The sequence below is a fragment of the Anaerosphaera multitolerans genome (genome assembly GCF_004006535.1).
In the GTDB taxonomy this organism is placed as follows: domain Bacteria; phylum Bacillota; class Clostridia; order Tissierellales; family Peptoniphilaceae; genus Anaerosphaera; species Anaerosphaera multitolerans.
The window spans coordinates 1-22,979 of sequence record NZ_RLIH01000012.1 but is presented as its reverse complement, the minus strand read 5'-3'; the positions used below and the strand labels follow the sequence as shown (position 1 = coordinate 22,979).

Below are 22,979 nucleotides of genomic sequence, written 5' to 3'. Positions count from 1 at the left end.
TAACAAAATAAATTAATACTTTGATAAAGTTTTTATTGACATTTTCCCTTACTTAATATATTCTTTTTAAAAGGAGTTTACTATGAAAAATTTATTTAATTCTTTAAAGTGTAAAATTAAATTAAACTCAATCCATCACAGCCACCTATAGTTATGTGGCTTGGTTTTGATTGTTTCTAACGAGCCACTTGGTGGCTTTTTTTATTACCTAAAAGAGCCGCGATGGCTCTTTTTTTATTATGGAGTGAGATATGAAAAATTATTTTATAAATGGATCCAAATACTTAGTTGACCAACAGATAAGCGAAATAAATAAAATAGGAAGTACGATTATAGACTGTGCCAAAGAAGAAGGCTACATTCAAATTAGCACACCCTATTTTGAAAACTATGAATTGTTTAAAAATTATGGAAAATTAAATACTTTAACTATGACTAAATTAATCGATAAAGACGGTGAAGTTTTAGTTCTGCGCCCCGATGCCACTATTGCCGCTGCTAAAATAGTATCCTCAGTCTACAAAAATTCCAAGGAAGTTATTAAACTTTGCTACTTAGATACTATCTTTCGCGAATATAAAAGCCCTAAAAACTATGGAAGAGATTTTTTACAGGGCGGTATTGAAATATTCGGATTAGATAGTCCTGAAGAAGATTGCGAAGTTATTGAAATGGCTCTTAAGATGTTAAATCAAATAGGCATGGTCAATATCCAATTGGATATTGGAAATGTAGCCTACCAGGAGGAGTATTTTAAAACTTTAAATATATCAGAAAATTGTAAATGTAAAATTAAAAACCTAATTGATTCCAAAAATCTAAGTGACTTAAATGAATTTTTAAAGGTACTGGACATTGACTCCACAGATAAGTACTTTATTAAGCTGCTGCCGAATTTATTTGGAGAGTTTGATAAAACCTATAAACTTGCTAAAAATTACTGCAAAAATTCTTTAATGGAAAGTGCATTAAATCGCCTGAAATCCATTTACACCATACTTAAAAGAGATACCAGCCTTAATTTAAAATTGGATCTATCCTTTACCAATAATTTAAACTACTACACAGATTTAATTTTTAAAGTTTACGCAGGCTCCCTTCACGTTCCGGTTGTAAGCGGCGGACGATGTAACAACTTAGCAGGAGATTTCGGTATGCAAAGACCTTGCTGCGGTTTTGGCATAAATGTAAATTTCATACATGAATTTTGGGAGGAGGATAGCTACGATAGCATAGTACACATAGCCTTGGCAAAGGGCAGAGTGCATAAAGAGGCTATGAAACAATTTGAAAAGTGCGGTTTAAGCTTTCCGGAATATTCTGAAAACAGCAGAAAACTTCTCTTCCTTGATAGCACAGGCACTGTTGAAATTATATTGGTGAAATCGCCTGACGTTCCCATCTATGTGGAAAACGGCGCTGCGGATATTGGAATAGTTGGAAATGACATTCTTTTAGAAACGCCCTATGAAGTTTATGAGCTAATGAACTTAAATATTGGCAAGTGTAGAATTTCCACAGCAAAACTTAAAAACACAACTATTAATTACAATAAAAAACTTTCAGTCGCCACAAAGTACCCTTCTATAGCCAATGATTTTTTCAATAAAAAGGAAATGCCCATAAATGTAATCAAATTAAACGGTTCTGTGGAACTGGGCTCCTTAGTTAAAATGTCGGACTTAATAGTAGATATTGTAGAAACGGGAGAGACTTTAAAAGAAAATAATTTAGTAGAGGAGGAGAAAATTTTAGATATATCTTCAAGACTTATTTGTAATAAAGTCGCATTAAAAACAAAGAACCAGCAAGTTAAATCCATTGTAAATATGTTAAAAAATCTTGAGTTAAAAGTTGAGGACTAGACTGCAATGGTAAAAATACTATTATAAAAACAGAATTAAGAAGAGGTTAAAATGGAAAAATATTTAAAGAAGTGTTTACTTGACTTTTCAAACTATAAAACTGTCGACACTAAAGAAAAATATAGAATTAATGCCAATGAAAGCCCCTTTAATCCCGGAGAAAATCCCATCTTGAAAAAATACTTTAAAGAGGTTATTGAGAATTTCAACTTTAATCTATATCCCGACTCCAGTGCAAAATCCTTAAGAACTGAGCTTTCAAACTACTTAAGTGTAGGACCTGAAGATATAATATGTACCAATGGTGCCGATGAGTTAATAAATTTAATTATCCTAACCTTTGTGGAGCCGGGAGATAAAATAATAGTTCACAGTCCCAGCTTTGAAATGTACGAAATCAGTTCTACTATTAACTATGGTGAAGTTATAAAAATTCCTGATTTGAAAAATTACATCGTAGATAGTCAGTCCATAATTGATGCAGCTAAGAAAAATAAAGCCAAATTAATTTTCCTCTGTAATCCAAACAATCCTACAGGATACCTTATTCCGGATGAGGAAATTAATAAAATAATCTCTGAAACAGATTCTATAGTGGTAATAGATGAAGCTTACGTGGAGTTTTCTGAAAAAGAAGAGGTTGGTTTACTAAATGACAGAACTATAATTATCAGAACTCTATCTAAATTGTTTGGCCTTGCCGCCTTGAGAATTGGATATGGAATTGGAAATCCGGAAATTATCAGCGCTTTAAATAAAGTTAAACCGCCTTATAATTTAAATGGACTAACTCAGGAACTGGCCACTGTGCTTTTAAGAAACAGAGAAAATATTTTAAGCCAAATTGATTTTTTTAAAACTGAAAGATCCAGAATGATTTCAGAACTTAGAAAGCTTGATTATTTAACTGTATACGATAGCAATACCAATTTTATTCTTATTAAAATTAAAGACGAATACAAAAGTATAATTTTGGAAAATTTTAAAAAAAACAGCATACTGGTAAAGGTCTATGAAAATAAACCTGAACTGGAAAACTGCATTCGAATTTCCCTTTCAGATAAAAATATAAATGACTTGGTTATAAAGTCATTGAGTATAGGAGAATATTATGAGTAGAATTTCGGAAATAAAAAGAAAGACCCTAGAGACTGATATAAAAGTAAGGTTGAATTTAGATGGACATGGAACTTTAAAAGGATTTACAGATATAGGCTTTTTTGACCATATGCTAAATACACTTGCTAAACATAGCGGATTTAATTTAGAAATTTCAGCAACTGGAGATACAAATGTGGACAATCATCACTTAGTTGAAGATTTGGGAATTGTGCTGGGACAATCTCTGGATAAGGCACTGGAAAATAAATTTGGAATTAAAAGATTTTCAACCTTTTCCTGTCCTATGGATGAAAGTTTAACAACAGTAAGTTTAGACCTAAGCGGAAGAGGCTATCTTGTCTACAATGTGGAACTAAAACGTGAAAAAGTGGGAGAGTTTGAAACAGAAACCTTAAAGGAATTTCTATATGCTTTTGCCATTAACGGGAAATTCAATCTCCACATTAATAATCACTACGGCGAAAATGACCACCATATAATTGAGTCCATATTTAAAGCCCTTGGTAGGGCCTTAGGAGAAGCCTGTAAAATTGAAGGCGAAAATATGGAAATGCCATCTACAAAAGGAGTTATATAATGATAATTTTACCTGCAATTGATTTAAAAGAGGGAAAGTGTGTAAGACTTCACAAAGGTGTGGAAAGCAAAGTTACCTACTACTTTGACAACCCCCTAGAAGTGGCTCATAACCTAGTAAAGGAAGGTGCTGAGTATATTCATATTATCGATTTAGACGGCGCTTTTAATAAGGAGAATAACAATCTTAAAATTATAGAATCCATTGCCAGTTCAATAGATATTCCCTTACAGATTGGCGGAGGAATAAGAAGTTTGGAAACTGCGGAGAATTTAATTTCCATGGGAGTTAATAGAATAATTTTAGGTACTGTTGCCATAGAAAATCCTCAATTTGTCAAAAAATTAGTTGAAAAATATAGTGATAAAATTGCAGTCTCACTAGACTGCTACGGAGAAAAGGTGGCTGTAAAAGGTTGGGTTGAAAAAACCGAAAAAAATCTCTTTAAGCTATGTAAAGAATTTAAATCCTACGGTATAAGCTCTATAATTTACACCGACATTGAAAGAGACGGAACTTTATCAGGACCTAATTTAGTCCTTTTAGAAAGACTGCAAAAAACCTTTGGCGACAATATCATTGCTGCCGGAGGGTTAAGCAGTGTAAAAGATTTAGTTAACTTAAAAAAAATAGGTCTCTATGGAACCATAGTGGGAAAAGCACTTTATGAGGGAAAAATTACTATGGAAGATATTAGAAATTTTGAAAGGGAGTAATTATGGTTAAAAAAATAGTTGCATGTTTAGATTGTAAAAACGGCAAATTAGTTAAGGGAATTCAATTTTCCAATATTAAAGAAATTGATAATCCTGTTGAAAGGGCTCGCTACTATTTGGAAAAAGGAATAGATGAAATTATTTATTACGACATTACAGCATCTCTTGAAGGTAGAAAAAATCAAATGGATACTGCAAAAAAAATCGGAATTTACTGTAGCAAGTTCAATGTTCCCTTTACTGTAGGCGGTGGCATCTCCACCTTAGAGGATGTGGAATCAGCATTACAAAATGGTGCAAGTAAAGTTTCCATAAATAGCGCCGCCATTAAAAAACCCCGATTTATTCAAGAAGCAGCTTTAAAATATGGTTCTGAGAAAATTGTAGCTGCTATAGACGTTAAAAAAGAAGGAAGTAGTTGGAGTATTTATTCCAAGGGAGGTCAAGAGAATACTCATCTCAATGCAGTTGCCTTTGCAAAACAATTAGAGAAATCAGGAGCAGGAGAGCTATGTGTTAACTCCATTGATAGTGATGGGAAAAAATCGGGGTATGATTTGGAGTTAATTGAAACCCTTGCTTCCAATTTAAACATACCCATAATTGCCTCAGGAGGAGCCGGCATCAAAGAAGATTTTAAAAACGCCTTTGAAAAAGGAGCAGCCTCCGCACTTGGAGCCTCCGTATTTCATTTTAACGAAGTCGATATTTATGAATTAAAGAACTATTTGAAACTAAACAATGTTGAAATCTGTTAGGAGTTTAAAATATGAATAATATAAAATGGAGTGAAAATAATTTAATTCCGGCAATTGTACAAGATGCTCTTACAGGAGAAGTTTTAATGCTGGCATATATGAATGAGGAGTCTCTAAAGAAAACCCTTGATACAAGAGAAACCTGGTTCTATAGCAGGACAAGAAAGAAACTTTGGAATAAGGGTGAAAGTTCAGGTAACAAACAAAAGGTAGTTGAAATCATTTTGGATTGTGACTGTGATACCTTACTGGTAAAGGTCATCCCCAGCGGTCCTTCATGTCACACAGGAAAAAATTCATGCTTTTTTAATGAAGTGGCAAAGTATAAAAAAATGCCCAATAGACAAATTCTCTTTGAAGAATACAAAGTAATTGAGGGAAAAGCCAAAAATCCAAAGGAGGGCTCCTATACTAACTACTTACTGGAAGAGGGGCTGGATAAAATATGTAAAAAAATAGGCGAAGAAGCGGCAGAAACTATAATTGGAGCTAAGAACAATTCCAAGGAAGAGCTGATCTATGAAGTTTCAGACTTGCTTTACCACTTAAATGTCCTATTATACAATCAAGAAATTACCTTAGATGAAATAATGTTGGAAATAGAAAGAAGAGCAGAAAAATAAATCTGCTCTATTTGTTTTTATAAATAATTTTCCCACAGGGACACTCTTTCGGATAGTTTAAATACTTGTTTAACCTCTCCACTAATTCCTCACTTGCCACATGCTCTAAAAGATCCGCCTGTCTGTGCATCTCTTCGGAATCCATACCCAAGTGCTCACTTAAAAAATACTCCCATAGTCTTCTAGCTGAAAGAATATCTTCCGCCTTTAATTCTCCCATTTCACTTAGGCTAATCTTATTTCTTTCAACCTTTAAATAACCTTCTTCTTTAAGTTTTTTTATCATTTCACTTACAGAAGACTTTGAAATTTCAAAAAATTGTGAAATCTCCTTATTTGTAGCGTAACCCTTTTCCTCAACAAACCTGTGTATAACTTGTAAATAATTCTCCCTACTTGAATTCATTTTTACACCCCGTAATTCTTTTTTATTTCATTGTACTTTTGAATTCCCTTTTCTGTTAAATAATAAACCTTATCTCCCCTAATACCTAGAAATTCTTTTTTGATTAACAATTTTTCCTGCCGATTTATCTCATCCTGCGTCCACATTAAATGATTTTTAATGGTGCCCTTTCCCAGTTCCTCTTTTAAATTTTTATCGTTCATATGATTCCCCAAGTACATAATAAATAACTCAGTTTTTAAAAGACTTTTATTCTTTTTCCTTATTAAAACAGAGGTTAGAAAACCCTCTCTATTAAATAAAAAGGTTAAAAAGAAAGTTATACCGGCAACTACTGCCGTCATTCCGGACATGGATACATTTAATTTCATTGCAAGGAAAAAACCCAGTATTGAATTTGCAACTGCATAAATACAGGACAACAAAAGCATTTCTTTTAAACTTCTTGAAATTAAATAAGCCGAGGAGCCCGGCGCTATTAAAAAGGAAATTACCAGTATTGCCCCTACTGAATTAAAAGCAGTAACTGTAGTCATAGAAGTTAAAATCATTAAAGCATAAAATATAAATGAAGCTGAAAATCCTGCTATATTTGCAAATTCCTCATCAAAGCTAGTAATTTTAAGCTCCTTAAAAAATATAACTATAAAACCAATATTTACACATAGCATAGTAATCATTTGAAATAGTGATTTAGAAATTGAAAATCCCATAAAATTAATTCTATTTAAAGGAGCCAGTATTACCTCTCCCATTAAAACAGTATCAGTGCCGAAGGGAATATTTCTGGCATACTTGGTAATTAAAATAACTGCTATTGAGAAAAATAAAGGATATACTATTCCTACAGCATCATCACCTTTTACCAACTTTGTACTTGATAACCCCTCAACGGATAAAACTGTAACGACCCCAAAAACAGATGCTCCCAACAGCAAATAAGGAGAACTCCCATCTCCTGTAATAAAAAATGCCAATACAATTCCTAGTAAGACTGAATGGGATATCCCATCTGCTAACATAGACAACTTTCTCAAAACTAAAAATGAACCTATTAGGCCGCAGGCTATAGAGGTAATTATTAAAATTAAAAGAGGTTCATATTCAATAGGTATTAAATCAATTCCATTCATCTACCCTACTCCTTCTTTTAATATTTAAAATCATTCCCCTAGGTCCAAATATCAACGATATAAAAGAAAATATACTCATTATTAATATAATTACAGGACCTGTACTCATACCGCTATAAACTGTTGAAATATAAGTTCCTATAAAGGCGGAAATCCCACCTATCACCGCAGCTATTAAAAGAACACTGCTAAATTTTTCGCTCCACTGTAGCGCTGTTATTGATGGTATTATTAAAAGAGAAGATATTAAAATCGTTCCGACAATTTTAAGGCCGACAGCGATTATTCCAATTGTAATTAATAAAATTATTCCATAGAGTACTTTAGTGTTTAAACCGATAGTCTTAGAATAGGTCTCATCAAATAGAAATATTTTTATTTCCTTATAAAAAACCGATATTAAAATAATCGTCGGAATTGAAACAAGTAAGATCAATTTTACATCCTCTTTCATAATATAGGCAGCCTGTCCAAATATATAATTTTGAAGCCCTGACTGAGATGCTGCTGAATAATTTTCATTTCCTTGAATATAACTTTTTAGGACCATTCCCAATCCAAAAAATGATGACATTACAATAGCAAGTATAGCATCTAAATCCAATTTTGAATTGTTCCTCACCATCTGAATTAAAATAAAGGCAATTGCCCCTGAAAAAATTGCTCCGATTATTAGTAAAATAGGATCTTTCTGTAGAAACAACATAAAAGACAAAACTATTCCCGGAAAAGTAGCATGCCCTATGGCATCGCCTATTAGAGACTGCCCCTTTAACACCGTAATACATCCTATGGCTCCTGCAGTCATTGAAAGTACTACTGTACCAATAGCTGCAATAAAAAAAGAATAACTGCTTAAGACTTCAAAATCAATCAATTCCATCACCCACTACCATTGAAGCTCTCTCCAGATTTTCTCTATTATATACCTCACTTACCTTGCCTTGCGCCACTACACTTTTATTTAATATCACCAAGTGATCAAAATATTCTCCAATGGTATTTAAATCATGATGGACAACTATTGAAGTTCCGCCTTCCCTTTGAATCTCTTTTAAAAAATTCATAATGACTTTTTCAGTTTTTTTATCCACGCCTGCCAAAGGTTCGTCCATAAAGTAAATAGCAGCCTTTTGGGCAATAGCTCTTGCTATAAACACTCTTTGTTTTTGCCCCTCAGACAATTGAGAAATCTGTCTATCTTTGTATTCCAACATATTAATTTTCTCCAGAGATTCTTCAGCTATTTCATAATCTCTCTTCTTTGGTCTTTTTATCCAGCCCAGATGAACATACCTTCCCATTAAGACCACATCTATAACCCTTGCGGGAAAATTCCAATTTACTGAATTTGACTGAGGTATATAGGCAATTTCTCTCTTTACATCTCTTATACTCTTTCCCATAATATAAACCTCGCCTGAAAGCTTTGGATGAATATTGAGAATCCCCTTTAATAAAGTTGTCTTCCCCGCTCCATTTGGTCCTATTATAGCTGTTCTTGAATTTTCAACTATACCTATATGTGCATCCCACAACACCGGCTTATCATCGTAAGCCATTGAAAGATGCTCCACTTCTATTATGTTTTTTCCCATAATTATTTTAAATTCTCCACTATTAATTTTATATTATGTTCATACATTTCTATAAAAGTATCGCCTTCTTCTCCCTTTGGAGCAAGAGAGTCTGAAAATAATTCCCTATCCTTACCGCTTACTACCATAACCTCATGTCCTTTTGCCTTACAGTCCTCTTTTAGTTTTTCCATTCTTGCAGGATCTGTAGTAGATTCCACAAATATAGCTTTTATTTTATGTTCAACTATAAAATCAACAGTTTCTTGAATATCTTTACTTGCCACCTCTGAATCGCTGCCAATTCCCTGAGGTGCCATTACAGGAATGTTGTAGTACTTTGACAGATAGTTAAAAGCCTCATGAGGCGTTATTAAATACCTTTGATCTTGAGGAATTTCAGCTATTAATTTTCTATTATTATCGTCCATTTCATTTAGCTTGTTTAAATAATTTTTTTTATTTTCCTCAAAAGTATCTTTTTTTTCAGGAACCAATTCCCCTAGTTTTTCACTTACTTGTTCCAAGGCCAACTTATATAAATCTAAATCAAACCAATAATGAGGGTCTATATTACCATGTCCATGGCCATCTTCTTCACTTAAAGCATACAGTTTTTCTTCTGGAAAATTCTCCGTAACCGCATACCCTTTACTCTCCAAAGCACTTATTAATTGACCTTCATAATCAAGTCCATGGTATAAAACCAAATCAGCTTTTTCTATTTTTTGTAAATCCTTTGGCTTAGCTAGATATGAATGAGGATCTTCACCTGCCGGAATAATAACTTCTATATCTACAATATCACCTGCCAATTGAAAAACCATATCCTCCAAAATTGATGTTGAAACAGTTACACTTTTACTACCTTCTGTTTCAACAGTCTGATTTTCCATTTCGTTTTTTTGACAACCTATAAGACTTAACATTATGGCAAACATAATTAAAATTTTTTTCATACCTACCTCCTTAATAAAATAAAGTTCGCCGCACCTTACTTTTAGAGTATAAATAGAACTTAGTGCTTTGTCAATAAAATAATTTTTTCTCTTTAAAACTGAAATGATTAGGAATATACTTTTGTGGTATCTATTAGGCGAAGGCAGTTAGGAGGAATACTATGTTAAAATATATAGACAGTAATAATATGGGCCAAAGCGGTTCACATTGGTTAAAAAGCATACACCATTTTTCTTTTTCCAGCTATTACAATCCCGATAATATGAACTTTGGAGTGCTAAGAGCAATAAATGACGATGTGCTAAAACCACATAGCGGCTTTGACACTCACAACCACAAAGATATGGAAATACTATCCTATGTAGTTAAAGGAGAACTTACACATAAAGATAGCATGAGCAACAAAAGAACCTTAAGCAGAGGACAGGTTCAATATATGAGTGCAGGAACGGGAGTTTCCCACAGCGAACACAATCTTGGAAAAGAGTCCTTGAGATTTTTACAAATTTGGATATATCCTGACAAAAAGGGATATGAAACCAACTATGGAGATTTGAAATTTTCATGGGAAGAACGTAAAGATAAATGGCTTGCAATAGCGTCGGGAGATGGAAATTCAAAGTTTCCGATTCAAATTAATAGTGACGTCCATATATATGTAACTGAAATCACAGAGGGAAAAACTTTAAACTTTAAAATAGATAAAAACAGACAGGCATACCTTGTACAAATTGAAGGACACTCAACTATAAACTCCCTTAATTTAAAAGAAGGAGATGCTCTGGAAATAGTAGAAGAAGAATTGGAAATTTCCGCCAAAACAAATTCCCATATTTTAATAATTGAAATGGCAAAACCTATTTAAAGTAATTGAAGTAGGTCTAATAATTAAATATTTAAAATAAAAATAGGCCCATTTAAAACTAAGGCCTATTTCTTTTAATAAGTTTCTACAAAAACTTCAAAGTATCCTTGCGGATGATCACATGCAGGACAAACTATAGGTGCTTCAACTCCTTCGTGAATATATCCACAGTTGTTACATTTCCATAAAACTACTTCATCTTTTTTAAATAAGTAGCCTGTTGCTAAATTTTCATGAAGTTTTAAAAATCTCTTTTCATGAGCTTCTTCCACTTCACCGACTTCAATAAATACATCAGCTATTTCAGCGTAACCTTCTTCTCTTGCAATGCGTGCAAATTCAGGATACATATCACTGTGCTCTTCATTTTCTCCACCGGCAGCAGCCAATAAATTACTCTTAGTATCTCCTAGATGTACAGGGAATGAAGAAGTTATTTCAATTGTCTCATCCATTAAATCAGCATTTAGAAATTTATAAAATCTCTTAGCATGTTCCGCTTCATTTCGCGAAGTTTCTTCAAATATATTCGCTATTTGAATTAACTTTTCCTTTCTTGCTTCCTTTGCATAGTATGCATATCTCATAGAAGCCTGTGTTTCTCCTGCAAAAGACTTCATTAAATTAACAGCTGTTTGTGTGTTTTTTTCTAATTTTTTCATATTATACCTCCCAATTTATTTTACTCCCAATAATCATTATACCTAATTACATGGGGTTTTAAACGAAATACTAATTTTTCTCGGTTAAATACTTCCAATATTTCTTTGGCATATTAGACTTCATAAGTCTGTGATTTTCTCTTTCCTTTATTTTTACAGTCTTATAAAATAATTTCCAAGCTTCGCTAAAAAATTCTTCATCAAAACTTTCAAAAACTTTTAAATCTAAAACATCATAATAGTTACATTTCCCTTTAAAATATATAGAACACCTCCTTCTTCCTACATCGCAAATAATAAATTTTTCTCTTGCCATTCTCTTTATAAAGTGATTCGTTAAAATCTCCAAAATGTTATTCTCCGGTTCAAATTCCGCAAATAAAAAGCCCTCTTGAATTTCTTTAAATCTTAATAATCCTTTATAAAAATGTGCTTCAGATGAAACTTTTTTGGAAATTTTATTAAAGAGTACGCTGTTTTTTGATGAACTATTTAAAAATGTACTACCTTCTAAGTACATACTCTTTAAAGTTTTTAAAATTATCTCCTCTTTTTTTATATGTTCCGAAAGGTAGCATAAATACATTTGTAGAAAAAAACTATAGCTAAATCTTTTTATAATGGAATTTTTAACTCTTTCGTATTTGTTGCTATCTGTTCTCACTTCTACTTTATTCTGAAAAAAATCAAGCTGCCCGTCATCTTTTACTACAGAAATATTTTCAATATCTTTATAACTTTCAAAGGCAAGGGTTAAAAGACCTTCAAAGGTTCCATCATATAAATAAATCATTTTAATCACCAAAAAAACTTAACTGTTCACATCTGTGCGGATCGCCTAAGCTAATATACTCTTTTAATTTTTCTCTGGTAGAATAGTTAATACCTCTATAAACGCCACCAACAGTAATAAAATTTTTTGCTCTCTTTAGGGAAATCTTAAGTGTAGTTAAGTCGTCATACTTAAGCGCGCAGTGGGACCTTGCACCTATAATCCTTCTGGCATAAGTAGGACCGAATCCGGGAATTTTTAACAACTCTTCATAAGTAGCTCTGTTTATTTCAATTGGAAATTTATCAATATTGTCAATTGCCCAATTAGCCTTGGGATCAATTCTCAAATCAAAATTCGGATTCTTATCACTTAAAATTTGTAAAGCATTAAAACCGTAAAATCTTATTAAAAAATCAGCTTGATAAATTCTATGCTCTCTTATTTTAGGTGATTCCACTATTTTTTCTGTCAGCTTTGACTTAATTACAGGAACGTAATTTGAATAATAAACTCGCTTCATTGAAAATTCATTATAAAGAAATTGAGCTCTTTTTATAATTGTAAAATCACTTTCTCCATTTGCCCCAACTATCATTTGAGTAGTCTGTCCTGCCGGAATAAACATAGGTGCATTTTTAAAAATTTTTCTATCTTCTATGTTTTCGATTATATTGTTGGAGATACTGGTCATTGGTTTAAAAATACTTCCATAACTCTTTTGAGGAGCCAGTAACACCAGAGATTTTTCTGTAGGTAGCTCTATATTTACACTTACTCTGTCCACCAGTTTCCCCAGTCTTTTTAAAAGCTCTTCACTACATCCCGGTATGGCCTTCATATGTATATAGCCATTAAAGTTTTCTTCTTCCCTAAGTTTTCTAGCCACCTCTATAAGTCTTTCCATGGTGTAGTCAGGGCTTTTTATTACGCCACTGGAAAGAAATAAACCCTCTATATAATTTCTCCTGTAAAAATTCACAGTTAAATCCACCACTTCCTGGGGAGTAAACTCAGCTCTTGGAATATAATTTTCAACCTTATTTATACAGTACTCGCAACTATATATACATTTATTGGTATAGAGAATCTTTAATAGGGAAATACATCTGCCATCCTCACTCCAACTATGACATATCCCACTTACCGAAGTGTTTCCCAATCCGCCTTTATTCACTCTATTTGAATTACTTGAGGAACAACTTACATCATACTTGGCTGCATCTGTAAGTATTTTTAACTTTTCTAGAACTTCCATAAGTATCACCTTAAATAATTCTACCAAACAAACGTTCTTTTGTAAACATATGTTTTTGTTTCTTAGATTTAATAAATTAAAAAAAGACACTACTTAAAGTGTCTTTTCAAATCTTTCTTACATCTTATCTGCGATGTTCATAAATAGCGTAATAATTGCAGCATTAGTAAAGTTACTAAACATTCCTCCAATTATTGGAACTATAAAGAAAGCCAATTTTGAATAGGAATACTTATCACTTACTACCTTCATATTTGCCATGGAAACAGGTACCGCTCCAAGACCGAAACCAATATGACCGGCTGAAATTACTGCTGAATCATAATCTTTACCCATAAGCGGGAATGTAATATATCTTACAAAGATTATAATCAATATAACTTGTGCAATTAATAAAATTATCAATGGAAGTGCCAATTGTGCAAGTTCCCATAATTTCATGGACATAATTGCCATAGTTACGAATAATTCCAAAGAAATATCGCCCATTACATCTATTTCCACTTGAGGAATAGCATCTTGTTTTTTCTTTGAAAACATTGGTATTATGTTAGTTAAAATACATCCGCCAACCATTCCCATAACGTGAACCGGAATATTAACACTAGATGGAAGTACAAAATCAAAGAAATCTTTTATATAAGATCCCATACCCAAACCTATAAATACCAATATTGTAGCTGTGGTAAATACTTTTAAACTAACCGGTCTTACACCGCTATCGCCTTCAGCTAAATCCAAATCATCGCTACTATCCTTCATATTCGGATTCCAAAGATTTTTCTTTTTAATTAAGCCATCTGCAAAAGGTCCCCCTAATAAACTGCCTGATACCAGTCCAAATGTAGCAGCTGCTACAGCTACGTTTAAGGCGTTGGTATAGCCCATATCAACAGCTATAGGCCCAAAACTTGCCGCATTTCCGTGACCACCGGTCATCGGTATTGAACCGGTCATCAAACCGATCATAGGTTCTACGCCCAAAGGTATTGATAGACCAACTGCTACAACGTTTTGTAAAAATGCCAGTAGAGCAGCTAATCCTAAAAAGATTATTATCTTTATTCCACCTTGTTTTAATAAGGCAAAGCTGGCTTGGAAACCTGCACATGTAAAGAATACGTACATAAAGAAATCTTGCATAGTTGAGTCAAACATAAATTGCGCAGTTCCCGTTAAACTAAGTACTAAATTAATAATTGCAAAAGTAAGACCACCTGCTACTGATGACGGAATACTGTACTTTACCAAGAAAGGAAACCATTCTCTAAGTTTTCTTCCCAGAACCATAAGTATTACACAAATTAGCAAAGTCTTTTGAACATTCATAGTTATTTCCATAAAAAACCTCCTTTTATTTACATTTGTTTAAAATGTTTACATAAATCTTACATAAAACCTAAACATTTACATAAAATTTACATACTGTGATATTATCACCCTGTACTCACTTTGTCAACGATTTCACTAACCAATATCTATATTAAAATTATATAGGTAGAAGCTTTACCTTTTAATATTGTTATATTTCTTTTTTACAATATAATGAAAGTAGGAGGTTATTTTATGAACAATACAGCGCTTTCTAATTTAAAGATTTTAGATTTTACAACTTTACTTCCCGGGCCCTATGCTACTTTAATGTTGGCTGATATGGGAGCAGAAGTATTGAAAATAAGTTCACCTTCCAAGTATGATCTTGTACTTGAAGGCGATGTCCCCTTTAAAAATTCAACCTTAACTCCAAACGCCCTATGGCTTAATAGAAACAAAAAAACTTTAGCTTTGAATCTAAAAACCAAAGAAGCTATTGAAATTATTAAGAAACTTGTTATGGAATATGATATTGTAATTGAACAATTTAGACCGGGAATTATGAAAAAGCTAGGACTATCCTATGAAGAACTATCTAAATTAAATCCCAAATTAATATACTGTTCCATTACAAGTTATGGTCAAAATGGACCTGATAAAGATAGAGCGGGACATGATATTAACTTTTTAGCCAGAAGCGGTTTAATGTCTCATTCCGGTAGAGTTAATTCAGGTCCTGTTCTTTACAATACTCAAATAGCAGATTTGGCAGGAGGAGCTTTGCACTCTATTATTGGAATTCTTGCAGCTCTTAACTATAGAAATCTTACAGGTCAGGGACAGTATATAGATATTTCTATGTTGGATTGTATAATACCATTAAACTCCCTTGACGGTGCAGGATTTTTAGCTGGAAGTACAGATCCTAGACCAGAATCAGGTCTATTAAACGGTGGTTCCTTCTATGATTTTTATAAAACAAAAGATGATAGATATATTTCAATAGCATCTCTTGAACCTAAGTTTCTAAAGATTTTTTCTGAGGCTATAAACATACCTGAACTTCTTCGGGAGTCTGACATAAATAAAATCAATCCATCTACTAAGGAGAGAATTAAATCTAAAATTGAAGAAAAGGACTTTTCCTATTGGAGAGAGTTTTTTAGTAAGTTAGATTGTTGTGTCGAGCCCGTTTTGTCTTTGAAAGAAGCTTTAATTGAAGATGAACATATTAAATCACGAAATGCAATTGTAGAAATGCCCGTTGGTGAAGAAAATACTGTAAAGCAATTTGCTATGCCCATAAAGTTTTCCAAAACTAAAGCTTGCTATAAACATGTAGGAAGGGAAATCGGAAATGACACTACAGAAATTTTAAAATCTCTAGGTTATAGTAATAATGAGATAAAAGAACTTAAAAACAAAAATGTGTTTAAATAAATAACTAGACTTTAAAAGTCTTATTGAAGATTACTAAATAAAAGGAATGAGTAACTATAAAATAATACTCATTCCTTCCTCCACAATATAAAATCGAAATAATTAAATATTTTTCTTCAAGAGGTTGTCAATTAACTCAATATATTGTAAATAATTATTGTCATCTAAATTCACAACTCCATTTATACCAATATAGTTTTTTACTTCTGCACATTTTATATGACAACCCGATATTACAATAATGAAGTTATACCTTACATTCTCTTTTACATATTGAAAATCAACATTAGGATAACTTTCTTTTATTTTTGTAAATAATTCCGATCTATTGTACTTACTCTGACATCCTCCACAATATTTTATTCCAACTAGTAAATTATTTATATTACCATTCATCTGACTCTTCTTTTTTTTCTTCAAGTTTTTCTTTTGTTCCACTAAATAAGGTCAAATACAATATTATACCTACTGCTAATCCCCACGCTGCTCCTTTAGCAACTATAATAGCCCCCATAACCCCCGCTATACCTTTATCTATATCGTTCACTGATAAATCTATAGCTAAACGAACACAAATAAATCCTTGTACTAAAAGTGTTAAACTTAAGGCAGCTGGCAGAATCGGCTCTACAAAAGTAACTATCGGAACTGTTGCTACAGCTATAAATGTAAACCATCTGAATGTACCTACCCCTGAGTAGATACTGTCCATTTTATCTCTACCTTCTTTATACCTTTCGGATACAGCTGCTGTTACTGCTGCCCATAATGGACCAGCTAAAGTTGGATAAGGTGCTACCAAAGCTAATATTAAATTTCTAATTCCGCTTATCAAGTTTGATCTATTTGCATTAAAAGTAATTTTTTCGTCCTGTCGTGCTATATCTGCTTCATGAATTAAAGCTTCTGATGTTACAAAATCACCGAAAGCTATTATATAAATTACAGCTGCCATTGGTATAGCTTGTATAAACATATCAATTGAAGGAAAACCTATTGCAAAAGGACTTACTGTATTAATAATTCCTGCAAAATCCGGCATTTTAAATAATGGCCAAAAATCCACTTGCGGAAAAGCATATTCTTTTACAAGAGGTCCTATAGCAATGGCTATTAAAATAGCAGGGAGCATTCCAAATCCACCTAAAAACTCAAAAGCCTTATTTTTTTGTCGGAGTTTTTTAAACCTCTCTGAGAACAGTAGATAAAATGCAATTACTGCTCCTATACCTATAGTAATAGGAGTTATATTAAACCTTCCTCCAACATTAAATTCTCCTAATACCGCAGCAAAACCTGCTCCCATTAAAATACCTGCTTTTATGGATTCTGGTACTATTCCCAATAATTTCCCTGCAATTCCGGTAAGACCCATAGTAAAAAATATTATGGCTATTAAAAGTTGTAAAGCAACCAATGCTTGTATACGTTCAGTTCCTTCGTTAAAGGTTGCTAAATAGGCTACCGTTAAAGGAATTGCAGGAGTAATCCAACCTGGTACTACTGGATCTCCTAGGGTAGAATGTAAAGTATATAAAAATCCATTTATAATTACCATTCCCCATGCAATTTCAAAAGGGATACCTAAATTTTCCGTCATTACTGGTATTGCACCAAGGCATGTAGCGCACATAATTAAAGCTTGTAATGCTTCTGAAATCTCTAACTTATAATGTACTAGTGGTATTCTAATTACAAACGGTCCAAAATTAATCCCCGGTTGTTCCGTTCCGTATTCTCTATTTATTGCCATATGATCACATCCCTATTATAATATTATGAGAAATTAAATTTCCAAATTTTCTTTGAATTTTTCATTATGATAATTAATTAACTCTTCTCTGAAATCAGGATGGGCTATATTAATTAGAGCCTTCGATCTTTCTCTCAAGTTTTTACCTTTGAGTTCTGCAATCCCATATTCAGTTACTATATAATCAACATCATTTCTACTAGTTGTAACTGCAGCTCCTTCATCTAGATTTGGAACTATTTTAGATATCTTTCCTTTTACCGTACTTGGCATTGCTATGATTGCTCTGCCATTTTTTGCCATTGCTGAACCCCTTACAAAGTCAACCTGCCCTCCAACACCACTAATTTGTGTCGAACCAATTGACTCAGAAGCAACTTGACCCATCAAATCCACTTGTACACATGAGTTAATTGAGACAATATTATCCTCCTTCATTATAATTACGGGATTATTAACATAATCTACACTTCGCATTTCTATTTGAGGATTATTATCTACAAATTCGTATAGCTCTTCAGTTCCCATTAAAAAGGTTACTACCATTTTCCCAACATGCGTTTTTTTCTTTTTATTTGTAATAACACCTTCTTTTATTAAATCCACTACACCATCAGAAAACATTTCAGAATGTATTCCTAAATCTTTTTTATCTTTTAAAAAGGTTAGAACAGCATCAGGTATAGCTCCTATTCCAAGTTGCAACGTATCCCCATCATTAATTAACGAAGCACAGTTCTTCCCTATTTTCTTTTCAACTTCTCCTATATGAGGCTTTGGTAATGTATATATCTGTTCATCAAATTCTACTATGTAGTCCACATCTGAAATATGGATAAAACTATCTCCCATTGTCCTTGGCATATTTTTATTTACTTGAGCAATTACAATTTTTGCATTTTCACATACCGGTTTAGTATAATCCACAGAAATTCCAAAGCTCATATATCCATTTACATCTGGCTTTGACAACTGTATTAACGCAACATCTACATTTAATTTTTCTCTAAATAACCTAGGAATTTCTGAAAAGAAAACTGGTGTATAATCTCCTCTCCCTTCTTTTACTGCATTTTTAGTAGTTCCACCAAGAAAAAGTCCATTATGTCTAAAATGTTTTTCCATACCTTCCTTACAATATCCAGCCTTGCCCATTGCAACCATGTGTACTATTTCCACATTTTCATACTGATCCTTATTATCCACCATTGCTTCTACTAATTTAGCAGGTTCACCGCAGGCATGTCCTATTACTACTCTGTCTCCAGACTTAATATATTTAACAGCTTCTTCCAGACTTACTTTTTTTCTTTCATACTCTTCTTTCCAATTCAATATTTCAACCCCTATTCATTTAATATTTCTTTTGCAAAATTCCATAAATCCTCACTTACCTCAGAAGAAAGTTTTACATCCTTTACCTCTTCTGGCAATCTCTGCAATAATTTTTCTTTTACAATTTCCTCTGTTGTTATTTGAGCAGCTGGACAATTGTTACAACTACCGCTTAAGGTAATTGTAACAATTCCATTTTCTATTGATTTAATATCTATAACTCCTCCATGACTTTCAATCACTGGAGCTATTTCATTGTCAATAACTTTTTTCACCTTTAGATTTAAATTTCCCTCTGCCATTTTTATATCCCTTTATTTATCCTTTGATGGATCTACATGAGCTATTTTTCTTGCCATTTCTTTCTTAGCTTCAAGATTTCCTTGTCTAGCTATCATTATTCTCTGTGCTTGAGGAGATCCTGCACCGTGCATAGATTCTGTTCTATAACCTACTGCTGCAGTTCCCAATGACAAGTTCTCTATTAATCTTAAAACTCTCATTCTGTTTTCTGTAGATGTTCCAACTTTACCCTTTAAGAACTTTTCAACCCATGGTCCAGTTACTTCATCTTTGAAATCCTTTTCTGAAGGCATTGTAACCATTAAGCCTCCTGCAATATCCTCTGCAAGTCTTGCTATTTCATATGGGAATCTTGTAACATTTTGTTTACATACGTTAGCGAGCAACATATCTATCAAATATCCACCTGAAGCAGTTTTACTTCCTTCAGCTGAACAAGCTAATGAGCAAGCCCACATTGTTTCGTTTAAATGTTGCATTTCAATAATCTTATCTTTTATATGACTTGCCTTAGGTACACCATTATAATCAGCTGCTAGTGCTGCTGCACCTATTAATACATCTCCTACTCCCGTTTTACATGCATAAGATTGTCTGTGGAATCCTGCAAATCTTTCTACTAACATACCTGCATATTTCCATTCTTTACACATAAATATTCTTTCATTTGGAACAAAAACATCATCGAATATTACTAAAGCTTCATGTCCACCAAATGTGTTATTTCCTAAATCAATATCCGCTCCTTCTTCCAGTTTTCTAGTATCACAAGATTGTCTACCAAGAATCATAAAAACGCCTTCTGCATCAGTAGGAACTGCAAAACTCACTGCATAATCCGCATCATCTTCTCCAAGTGCAATTGTCGGCATAATTAAGTGTTCATGTGAATTTATAGAACCGGTTTGGTGAGATTTAGCTCCTCTGACTACAATCCCATCTTCTCTAATTTCTTTAATATGAACATACATATCCGGATCTTCCTGTTTAGATGGTGCTAAACTTCTATCACCTTTTGGATCTGTCATAGCTCCATCCACTGTCCAGTCATTCTTTTGACATAACAATAGATACTCTTTGAATCTTTCATGGTAATTTGTTCCATACTCTTGATCCATTTCATATGTAGTGGAATATATAGCATTAAATGCATCCATTCCAACACATCTTTGAAAACAACTTGCAGTTTTTTGTCCTAATAATCTCTGCATTTTAATTTTCTTAATTAAATCCTCTGTGCTTTGATGAATATGACAAAATCTATTGATTTTTTCTCCCGTTAGATGGCTTTTTGTTGTTAATAGATCTTCATATTCTGGATCATGCGCCAAATCATAGGTCATTGCTACAGAATTTGTAGATGGTCTGATTATCGGATGATCTATAGGATCTTTAACTAATTCTCCAAACAAATACACCTTAATATCAAGTTTTTTTAAACTTTCAATATACTCTTTCCCTGTCATTAATGTCATTTTTTACACCCCTTTAATATTTATACTTAAAATCTCTTACATATAAATATTATGCAAATATCATTCCAATTAAATTCTTTCTAAAATACACATAAATTATTTATATAATATTTAAATATTGCATTTTTACAATCTATCTATTTTGTATCGACTATAAAATGGTTCATCTTCCTATTTACATGTAAAAAACAAAATATTGCATAAATGCAATATTTTGTTTTTTTACAATAATTCAATATTAAATTCTTATTTTCCTATTAACAATAATTTTTATTTCTATAGTTAACATAAAAACATAACACTCTAGCAACTATTTAATGATTTATGTATTATAGATTAAATTTTAGTTTCTAAAATATTTCTGCTTTTTCCTTGTAAATGTTGATGGATCCATCCCCAAATATTTTGCTGCATCTTTTAACGTGTTCGTATTTTTAATAGCGTTTTCAATTAAACTTTTTTCCAAATTCTCCACAGCATTTTTTAACGTATATCCGCCATATTTACTTATACAATCTATATTTTCTATATTCAATATATTATCAGGTAAATCATCCTTATCTATAATATCATTCATAGTAAGTATGTATAATCTTTCAACTAAATTTCGCAACTCTCTAACATTCCCAGGCCAATTATAATCATACAGGATTTTCATAGCTTCTTCACTAAACCTTTTCTCCTCACCATACATTCCTTTCATTTCCTCTAAAAAATAATCTAATAACACTATTATATCTTCCTTCCTTTCTCTTAAAGGTGGTATATAAATAGGGATAACATTTAATCTATAATATAAATCCTCTCTAAACTTACCCTCTTTTATTCTTTCTTCTAAATTCCTATTTGTAGCTGTTATAATTTTTACATCAATGTCTATACTTTTTTCCCCTCCAATTCTTACAATCTTTTTATCTTGAATTACTTTTAATAATTTCGCTTGTAAATCTATAGACATTTCACTAATTTCATCTAGGAAAATTGTTCCTTGATTTGCAAGTTCAAAAACTCCTTTTTTCCCATGCTTAGATGCTCCTGTAAAAGAACCCGGTTCATATCCAAATAATTCAGATTCCATTAAAGTTCTTGGAATTGCCGAACAATTAATTTCAACAAAGGGTTTGTCTTTTCTATTACCCACTTTATGTATTAATTTAGCTATTACATCTTTTCCAACACCCGTTTCTCCTGTTAACAATACTGTAGTATCATAAACTGATACTTTTTTTGCTCTCTGTGCAATTTTTTCCATAATTCGCGATCTATAAACTAAATCGTTTTCTTCTCCTACAATATACTTCAATTTATTAATCCTTTTTTGCTTTTCTAAAACTTCTTCCTGCAATTGATTCAATGTGGTTATATCTCTAACTATTGTAACAACCTTGTCTATTTTTTTGTTTTCATTATATATTGGAGTACCTGTAATTAAAACACTTTTCCCGTTATTCAATACTTGATTCATAGTTATTTCTTTTTTATATTTTATTACATCTAACGTCGCTGACTTATCTATCAATCCCTCTTTAACTACTTCATGCATATTTTTCCCCAAAAATAAATCTCTATTTGTTCCACTAATATATTCATATGCCTCATTAACAAAAATTGTATTTGCATTCCCATCAGTAATATAAATTCCTTCACTTATTTTTTCAATTAACTTATATAAACTTTTTATCTCCCTATTTTGCTCTTTTTCTATATATTCTATAAGTTCTTCTTTAGTCATGTCATTAAGTATTATTCTATCTAATTCATTCAATTTATATACTTTCTCCATTTTAAACTCCTAATCTATTTATTTTAAAATAATACTATTCTCCCTGCACCTATATAACCTGCAAATTTCGTACCCAATTGTTACTTTAGCATTATATTAATAACTATATAAGAATAATTTTCAATTTTATGCTCCAAATTTACAAACCTTTAAATTATCATTAATAAAATACATTCCTTTTTATTTCAAATCATTTATATAAGAACTCAAATCTGTTATTAATAGCAAAAAAAATTAAGTTGTAAATTTCAAATTTACAACTTAATTTTTTTCTGTTCATTA

General features: G+C 32.2%; 23 protein-coding genes. 8 read left to right on the top strand and 15 right to left on the bottom strand.

The window, feature by feature from the left end:
- Nucleotides 1–251: 251 nt before the first annotated feature.
- Genes hisG through hisIE form a run of 6 tightly spaced genes read left to right on the top strand, consistent with a single transcriptional unit; the run spans nt 252 to nt 5,661 of the window.
- Nucleotides 252–1,865, top strand: coding sequence for an ATP phosphoribosyltransferase (gene hisG / locus EF514_RS08140; protein WP_127724947.1), 1,614 nt, complete (start codon nt 252–254; stop codon nt 1,863–1,865).
- Nucleotides 1,866–1,916: 51 nt separating this feature from the next.
- A complete protein-coding gene (hisC, locus tag EF514_RS08135; protein WP_127724946.1) occupies nt 1,917–2,984 on the top strand; it encodes a histidinol-phosphate transaminase in 1,068 nt (355 codons plus the stop codon).
- Entirely contained in the window at nt 2,977–3,564 is a 588-nt protein-coding gene (gene hisB / locus EF514_RS08130; RefSeq protein ID WP_127724945.1) for an imidazoleglycerol-phosphate dehydratase HisB, read from the top strand. Before hisC ends, hisB begins: the two co-directional genes overlap by 8 nt.
- Nucleotides 3,564–4,280 (top strand): 1-(5-phosphoribosyl)-5-[(5-phosphoribosylamino)methylideneamino]imidazole-4-carboxamide isomerase, encoded by a 717-nt coding sequence (gene hisA / locus EF514_RS08125; RefSeq protein ID WP_127724944.1) that lies wholly within the window; start codon nt 3,564–3,566, stop codon nt 4,278–4,280. The genes hisB and hisA overlap by 1 nt, the downstream gene beginning before the upstream one ends.
- 2 nt (nt 4,281–4,282) lie before the next feature.
- Nucleotides 4,283–5,038: an imidazole glycerol phosphate synthase subunit HisF gene (hisF, locus tag EF514_RS08120; RefSeq protein WP_240649042.1), complete on the top strand. Its 756-nt coding sequence runs from the start codon at nt 4,283–4,285 to the stop codon at nt 5,036–5,038.
- Between the two features lie 11 nt (nt 5,039–5,049).
- Nucleotides 5,050–5,661, top strand: a complete 612-nt coding sequence (hisIE, locus tag EF514_RS08115; protein ID WP_127724942.1) for a bifunctional phosphoribosyl-AMP cyclohydrolase/phosphoribosyl-ATP diphosphatase HisIE — start codon at nt 5,050–5,052, stop codon at nt 5,659–5,661.
- Between the two features lie 7 nt (nt 5,662–5,668).
- Here the strand turns inward: hisIE and EF514_RS08110 are convergent, their stop codons facing one another.
- The 5 genes from EF514_RS08110 to EF514_RS08090 are packed head-to-tail and all read right to left on the bottom strand — an operon-like array spanning nt 5,669 to nt 9,736.
- A complete protein-coding gene (locus EF514_RS08110; RefSeq protein ID WP_127724941.1) occupies nt 5,669–6,067 on the bottom strand; it encodes a metal-dependent transcriptional regulator in 399 nt (132 codons plus the stop codon).
- A gap of 2 nt (nt 6,068–6,069) precedes the next feature.
- On the bottom strand, nt 6,070–7,200 hold the full coding sequence (locus EF514_RS08105) for a metal ABC transporter permease (protein ID WP_127724940.1): 1,131 nt from the start codon (nt 7,198–7,200) through the stop codon (nt 6,070–6,072).
- Nucleotides 7,187–8,077, bottom strand: a complete 891-nt coding sequence (locus EF514_RS08100; RefSeq protein WP_127724990.1) for a metal ABC transporter permease — start codon at nt 8,075–8,077, stop codon at nt 7,187–7,189. The genes EF514_RS08105 and EF514_RS08100 overlap by 14 nt, the downstream gene beginning before the upstream one ends.
- Nucleotides 8,070–8,798 (bottom strand): metal ABC transporter ATP-binding protein, encoded by a 729-nt coding sequence (locus tag EF514_RS08095; protein WP_127724939.1) that lies wholly within the window; start codon nt 8,796–8,798, stop codon nt 8,070–8,072. Before EF514_RS08095 ends, EF514_RS08100 begins: the two co-directional genes overlap by 8 nt.
- Before the next feature lie 2 nt (nt 8,799–8,800).
- On the bottom strand, nt 8,801–9,736 hold the full coding sequence (locus tag EF514_RS08090) for a metal ABC transporter substrate-binding protein (protein ID WP_127724938.1): 936 nt from the start codon (nt 9,734–9,736) through the stop codon (nt 8,801–8,803).
- Between the two features lie 161 nt (nt 9,737–9,897).
- Between EF514_RS08090 and EF514_RS08085 the strand changes: the two genes are divergently transcribed.
- The gene (locus EF514_RS08085; protein ID WP_127724937.1) at nt 9,898–10,602 is read left to right on the top strand and encodes a pirin family protein; all 705 of its coding nucleotides are present in this window, start codon (nt 9,898–9,900) and stop codon (nt 10,600–10,602) included.
- Nucleotides 10,603–10,676: 74 nt separating this feature from the next.
- Here EF514_RS08085 and rbr read toward each other — a convergent pair whose 3' ends face one another.
- The 4 genes from rbr to gltS all read right to left on the bottom strand — a co-directional run bounded on the left by rbr (nt 10,677) and on the right by gltS (nt 14,635).
- Nucleotides 10,677–11,264: a rubrerythrin gene (gene rbr / locus EF514_RS08080; protein WP_127724936.1), complete on the bottom strand. Its 588-nt coding sequence runs from the start codon at nt 11,262–11,264 to the stop codon at nt 10,677–10,679.
- A 70-nt stretch (nt 11,265–11,334) separates the two neighbouring features.
- Nucleotides 11,335–12,057: a TIGR03915 family putative DNA repair protein gene (locus EF514_RS08075; RefSeq protein WP_127724935.1), complete on the bottom strand. Its 723-nt coding sequence runs from the start codon at nt 12,055–12,057 to the stop codon at nt 11,335–11,337.
- A 1-nt stretch (nt 12,058) separates the two neighbouring features.
- Nucleotides 12,059–13,294: a putative DNA modification/repair radical SAM protein gene (locus EF514_RS08070; protein WP_127724934.1), complete on the bottom strand. Its 1,236-nt coding sequence runs from the start codon at nt 13,292–13,294 to the stop codon at nt 12,059–12,061.
- 117 nt (nt 13,295–13,411) lie between these two features.
- Complete coding sequence (gene gltS, locus EF514_RS08065; protein WP_127724933.1) at nt 13,412–14,635, bottom strand: sodium/glutamate symporter; 1,224 nt, start codon at nt 14,633–14,635, stop codon at nt 13,412–13,414.
- A gap of 225 nt (nt 14,636–14,860) precedes the next feature.
- Here gltS and EF514_RS08060 point away from each other — a divergent pair, with 225 nt between their 5' ends.
- Nucleotides 14,861–16,048, top strand: coding sequence for a CaiB/BaiF CoA transferase family protein (locus tag EF514_RS08060; RefSeq protein WP_127724932.1), 1,188 nt, complete (start codon nt 14,861–14,863; stop codon nt 16,046–16,048).
- A 102-nt stretch (nt 16,049–16,150) separates the two neighbouring features.
- Here the strand turns inward: EF514_RS08060 and EF514_RS08055 are convergent, their stop codons facing one another.
- From EF514_RS08055 to EF514_RS08030, 6 genes are all read right to left on the bottom strand, one after another.
- On the bottom strand, nt 16,151–16,444 hold the full coding sequence (locus tag EF514_RS08055; RefSeq protein ID WP_127724931.1) for a hypothetical protein: 294 nt from the start codon (nt 16,442–16,444) through the stop codon (nt 16,151–16,153).
- Nucleotides 16,434–17,801 (bottom strand): hypothetical protein, encoded by a 1,368-nt coding sequence (locus EF514_RS08050; protein WP_127724930.1) that lies wholly within the window; start codon nt 17,799–17,801, stop codon nt 16,434–16,436. Before EF514_RS08050 ends, EF514_RS08055 begins: the two co-directional genes overlap by 11 nt.
- A gap of 33 nt (nt 17,802–17,834) precedes the next feature.
- Nucleotides 17,835–19,136, bottom strand: a complete 1,302-nt coding sequence (locus EF514_RS08045) for an acetyl-CoA hydrolase/transferase family protein (RefSeq protein WP_127724929.1) — start codon at nt 19,134–19,136, stop codon at nt 17,835–17,837.
- 11 nt (nt 19,137–19,147) lie between these two features.
- A complete protein-coding gene (locus EF514_RS08040) occupies nt 19,148–19,438 on the bottom strand; it encodes a NifU family protein (RefSeq protein WP_127724928.1) in 291 nt (96 codons plus the stop codon).
- Nucleotides 19,439–19,450: 12 nt separating this feature from the next.
- Entirely contained in the window at nt 19,451–20,914 is a 1,464-nt protein-coding gene (locus tag EF514_RS08035) for a 4-hydroxyphenylacetate 3-hydroxylase family protein (protein WP_127724927.1), read from the bottom strand.
- A gap of 343 nt (nt 20,915–21,257) precedes the next feature.
- Complete coding sequence (locus EF514_RS08030) at nt 21,258–22,697, bottom strand: sigma-54 interaction domain-containing protein (RefSeq protein WP_240649041.1); 1,440 nt, start codon at nt 22,695–22,697, stop codon at nt 21,258–21,260.
- Nucleotides 22,698–22,979: the final 282 nt, after the last annotated feature.

Excerpts from the sequence above, each read along its gene's own strand:
- rbr (WP_127724936.1), bottom strand. The coding sequence starts at position 11,264 with ATGAAAAAATTAGAAAAAAACACACAAACAGCTGTTAATTTAATGAAG.
- EF514_RS08060 (WP_127724932.1), top strand. The coding sequence starts at position 14,861 with ATGAACAATACAGCGCTTTCTAATTTAAAGATTTTAGATTTTACAACT.
- EF514_RS08055 (WP_127724931.1), bottom strand. The coding sequence starts at position 16,444 with ATGAATGGTAATATAAATAATTTACTAGTTGGAATAAAATATTGTGGA.
- EF514_RS08070 (WP_127724934.1), bottom strand. The coding sequence starts at position 13,294 with ATGGAAGTTCTAGAAAAGTTAAAAATACTTACAGATGCAGCCAAGTAT.
- EF514_RS08085 (WP_127724937.1), top strand. The coding sequence starts at position 9,898 with ATGTTAAAATATATAGACAGTAATAATATGGGCCAAAGCGGTTCACAT.
- EF514_RS08105 (WP_127724940.1), bottom strand. The coding sequence starts at position 7,200 with ATGAATGGAATTGATTTAATACCTATTGAATATGAACCTCTTTTAATT.
- EF514_RS08040 (WP_127724928.1), bottom strand. The coding sequence starts at position 19,438 with ATGGCAGAGGGAAATTTAAATCTAAAGGTGAAAAAAGTTATTGACAAT.
- hisC (WP_127724946.1), top strand. The coding sequence starts at position 1,917 with ATGGAAAAATATTTAAAGAAGTGTTTACTTGACTTTTCAAACTATAAA.
- EF514_RS08095 (WP_127724939.1), bottom strand. The coding sequence starts at position 8,798 with ATGGGAAAAAACATAATAGAAGTGGAGCATCTTTCAATGGCTTACGAT.
- EF514_RS08075 (WP_127724935.1), bottom strand. The coding sequence starts at position 12,057 with ATGATTTATTTATATGATGGAACCTTTGAAGGTCTTTTAACCCTTGCC.
- EF514_RS08110 (WP_127724941.1), bottom strand. The coding sequence starts at position 6,067 with ATGAATTCAAGTAGGGAGAATTATTTACAAGTTATACACAGGTTTGTT.
- EF514_RS08050 (WP_127724930.1), bottom strand. The coding sequence starts at position 17,801 with ATGGCAATAAATAGAGAATACGGAACGGAACAACCGGGGATTAATTTT.
- hisA (WP_127724944.1), top strand. The coding sequence starts at position 3,564 with ATGATAATTTTACCTGCAATTGATTTAAAAGAGGGAAAGTGTGTAAGA.
- hisG (WP_127724947.1), top strand. The coding sequence starts at position 252 with ATGAAAAATTATTTTATAAATGGATCCAAATACTTAGTTGACCAACAG.
- hisIE (WP_127724942.1), top strand. The coding sequence starts at position 5,050 with ATGAATAATATAAAATGGAGTGAAAATAATTTAATTCCGGCAATTGTA.
- EF514_RS08035 (WP_127724927.1), bottom strand. The coding sequence starts at position 20,914 with ATGACATTAATGACAGGGAAAGAGTATATTGAAAGTTTAAAAAAACTT.
- hisF (WP_240649042.1), top strand. The coding sequence starts at position 4,283 with ATGGTTAAAAAAATAGTTGCATGTTTAGATTGTAAAAACGGCAAATTA.
- EF514_RS08030 (WP_240649041.1), bottom strand. The coding sequence starts at position 22,697 with ATGGAGAAAGTATATAAATTGAATGAATTAGATAGAATAATACTTAAT.
- EF514_RS08090 (WP_127724938.1), bottom strand. The coding sequence starts at position 9,736 with ATGAAAAAAATTTTAATTATGTTTGCCATAATGTTAAGTCTTATAGGT.
- hisB (WP_127724945.1), top strand. The coding sequence starts at position 2,977 with ATGAGTAGAATTTCGGAAATAAAAAGAAAGACCCTAGAGACTGATATA.
- gltS (WP_127724933.1), bottom strand. The coding sequence starts at position 14,635 with ATGGAAATAACTATGAATGTTCAAAAGACTTTGCTAATTTGTGTAATA.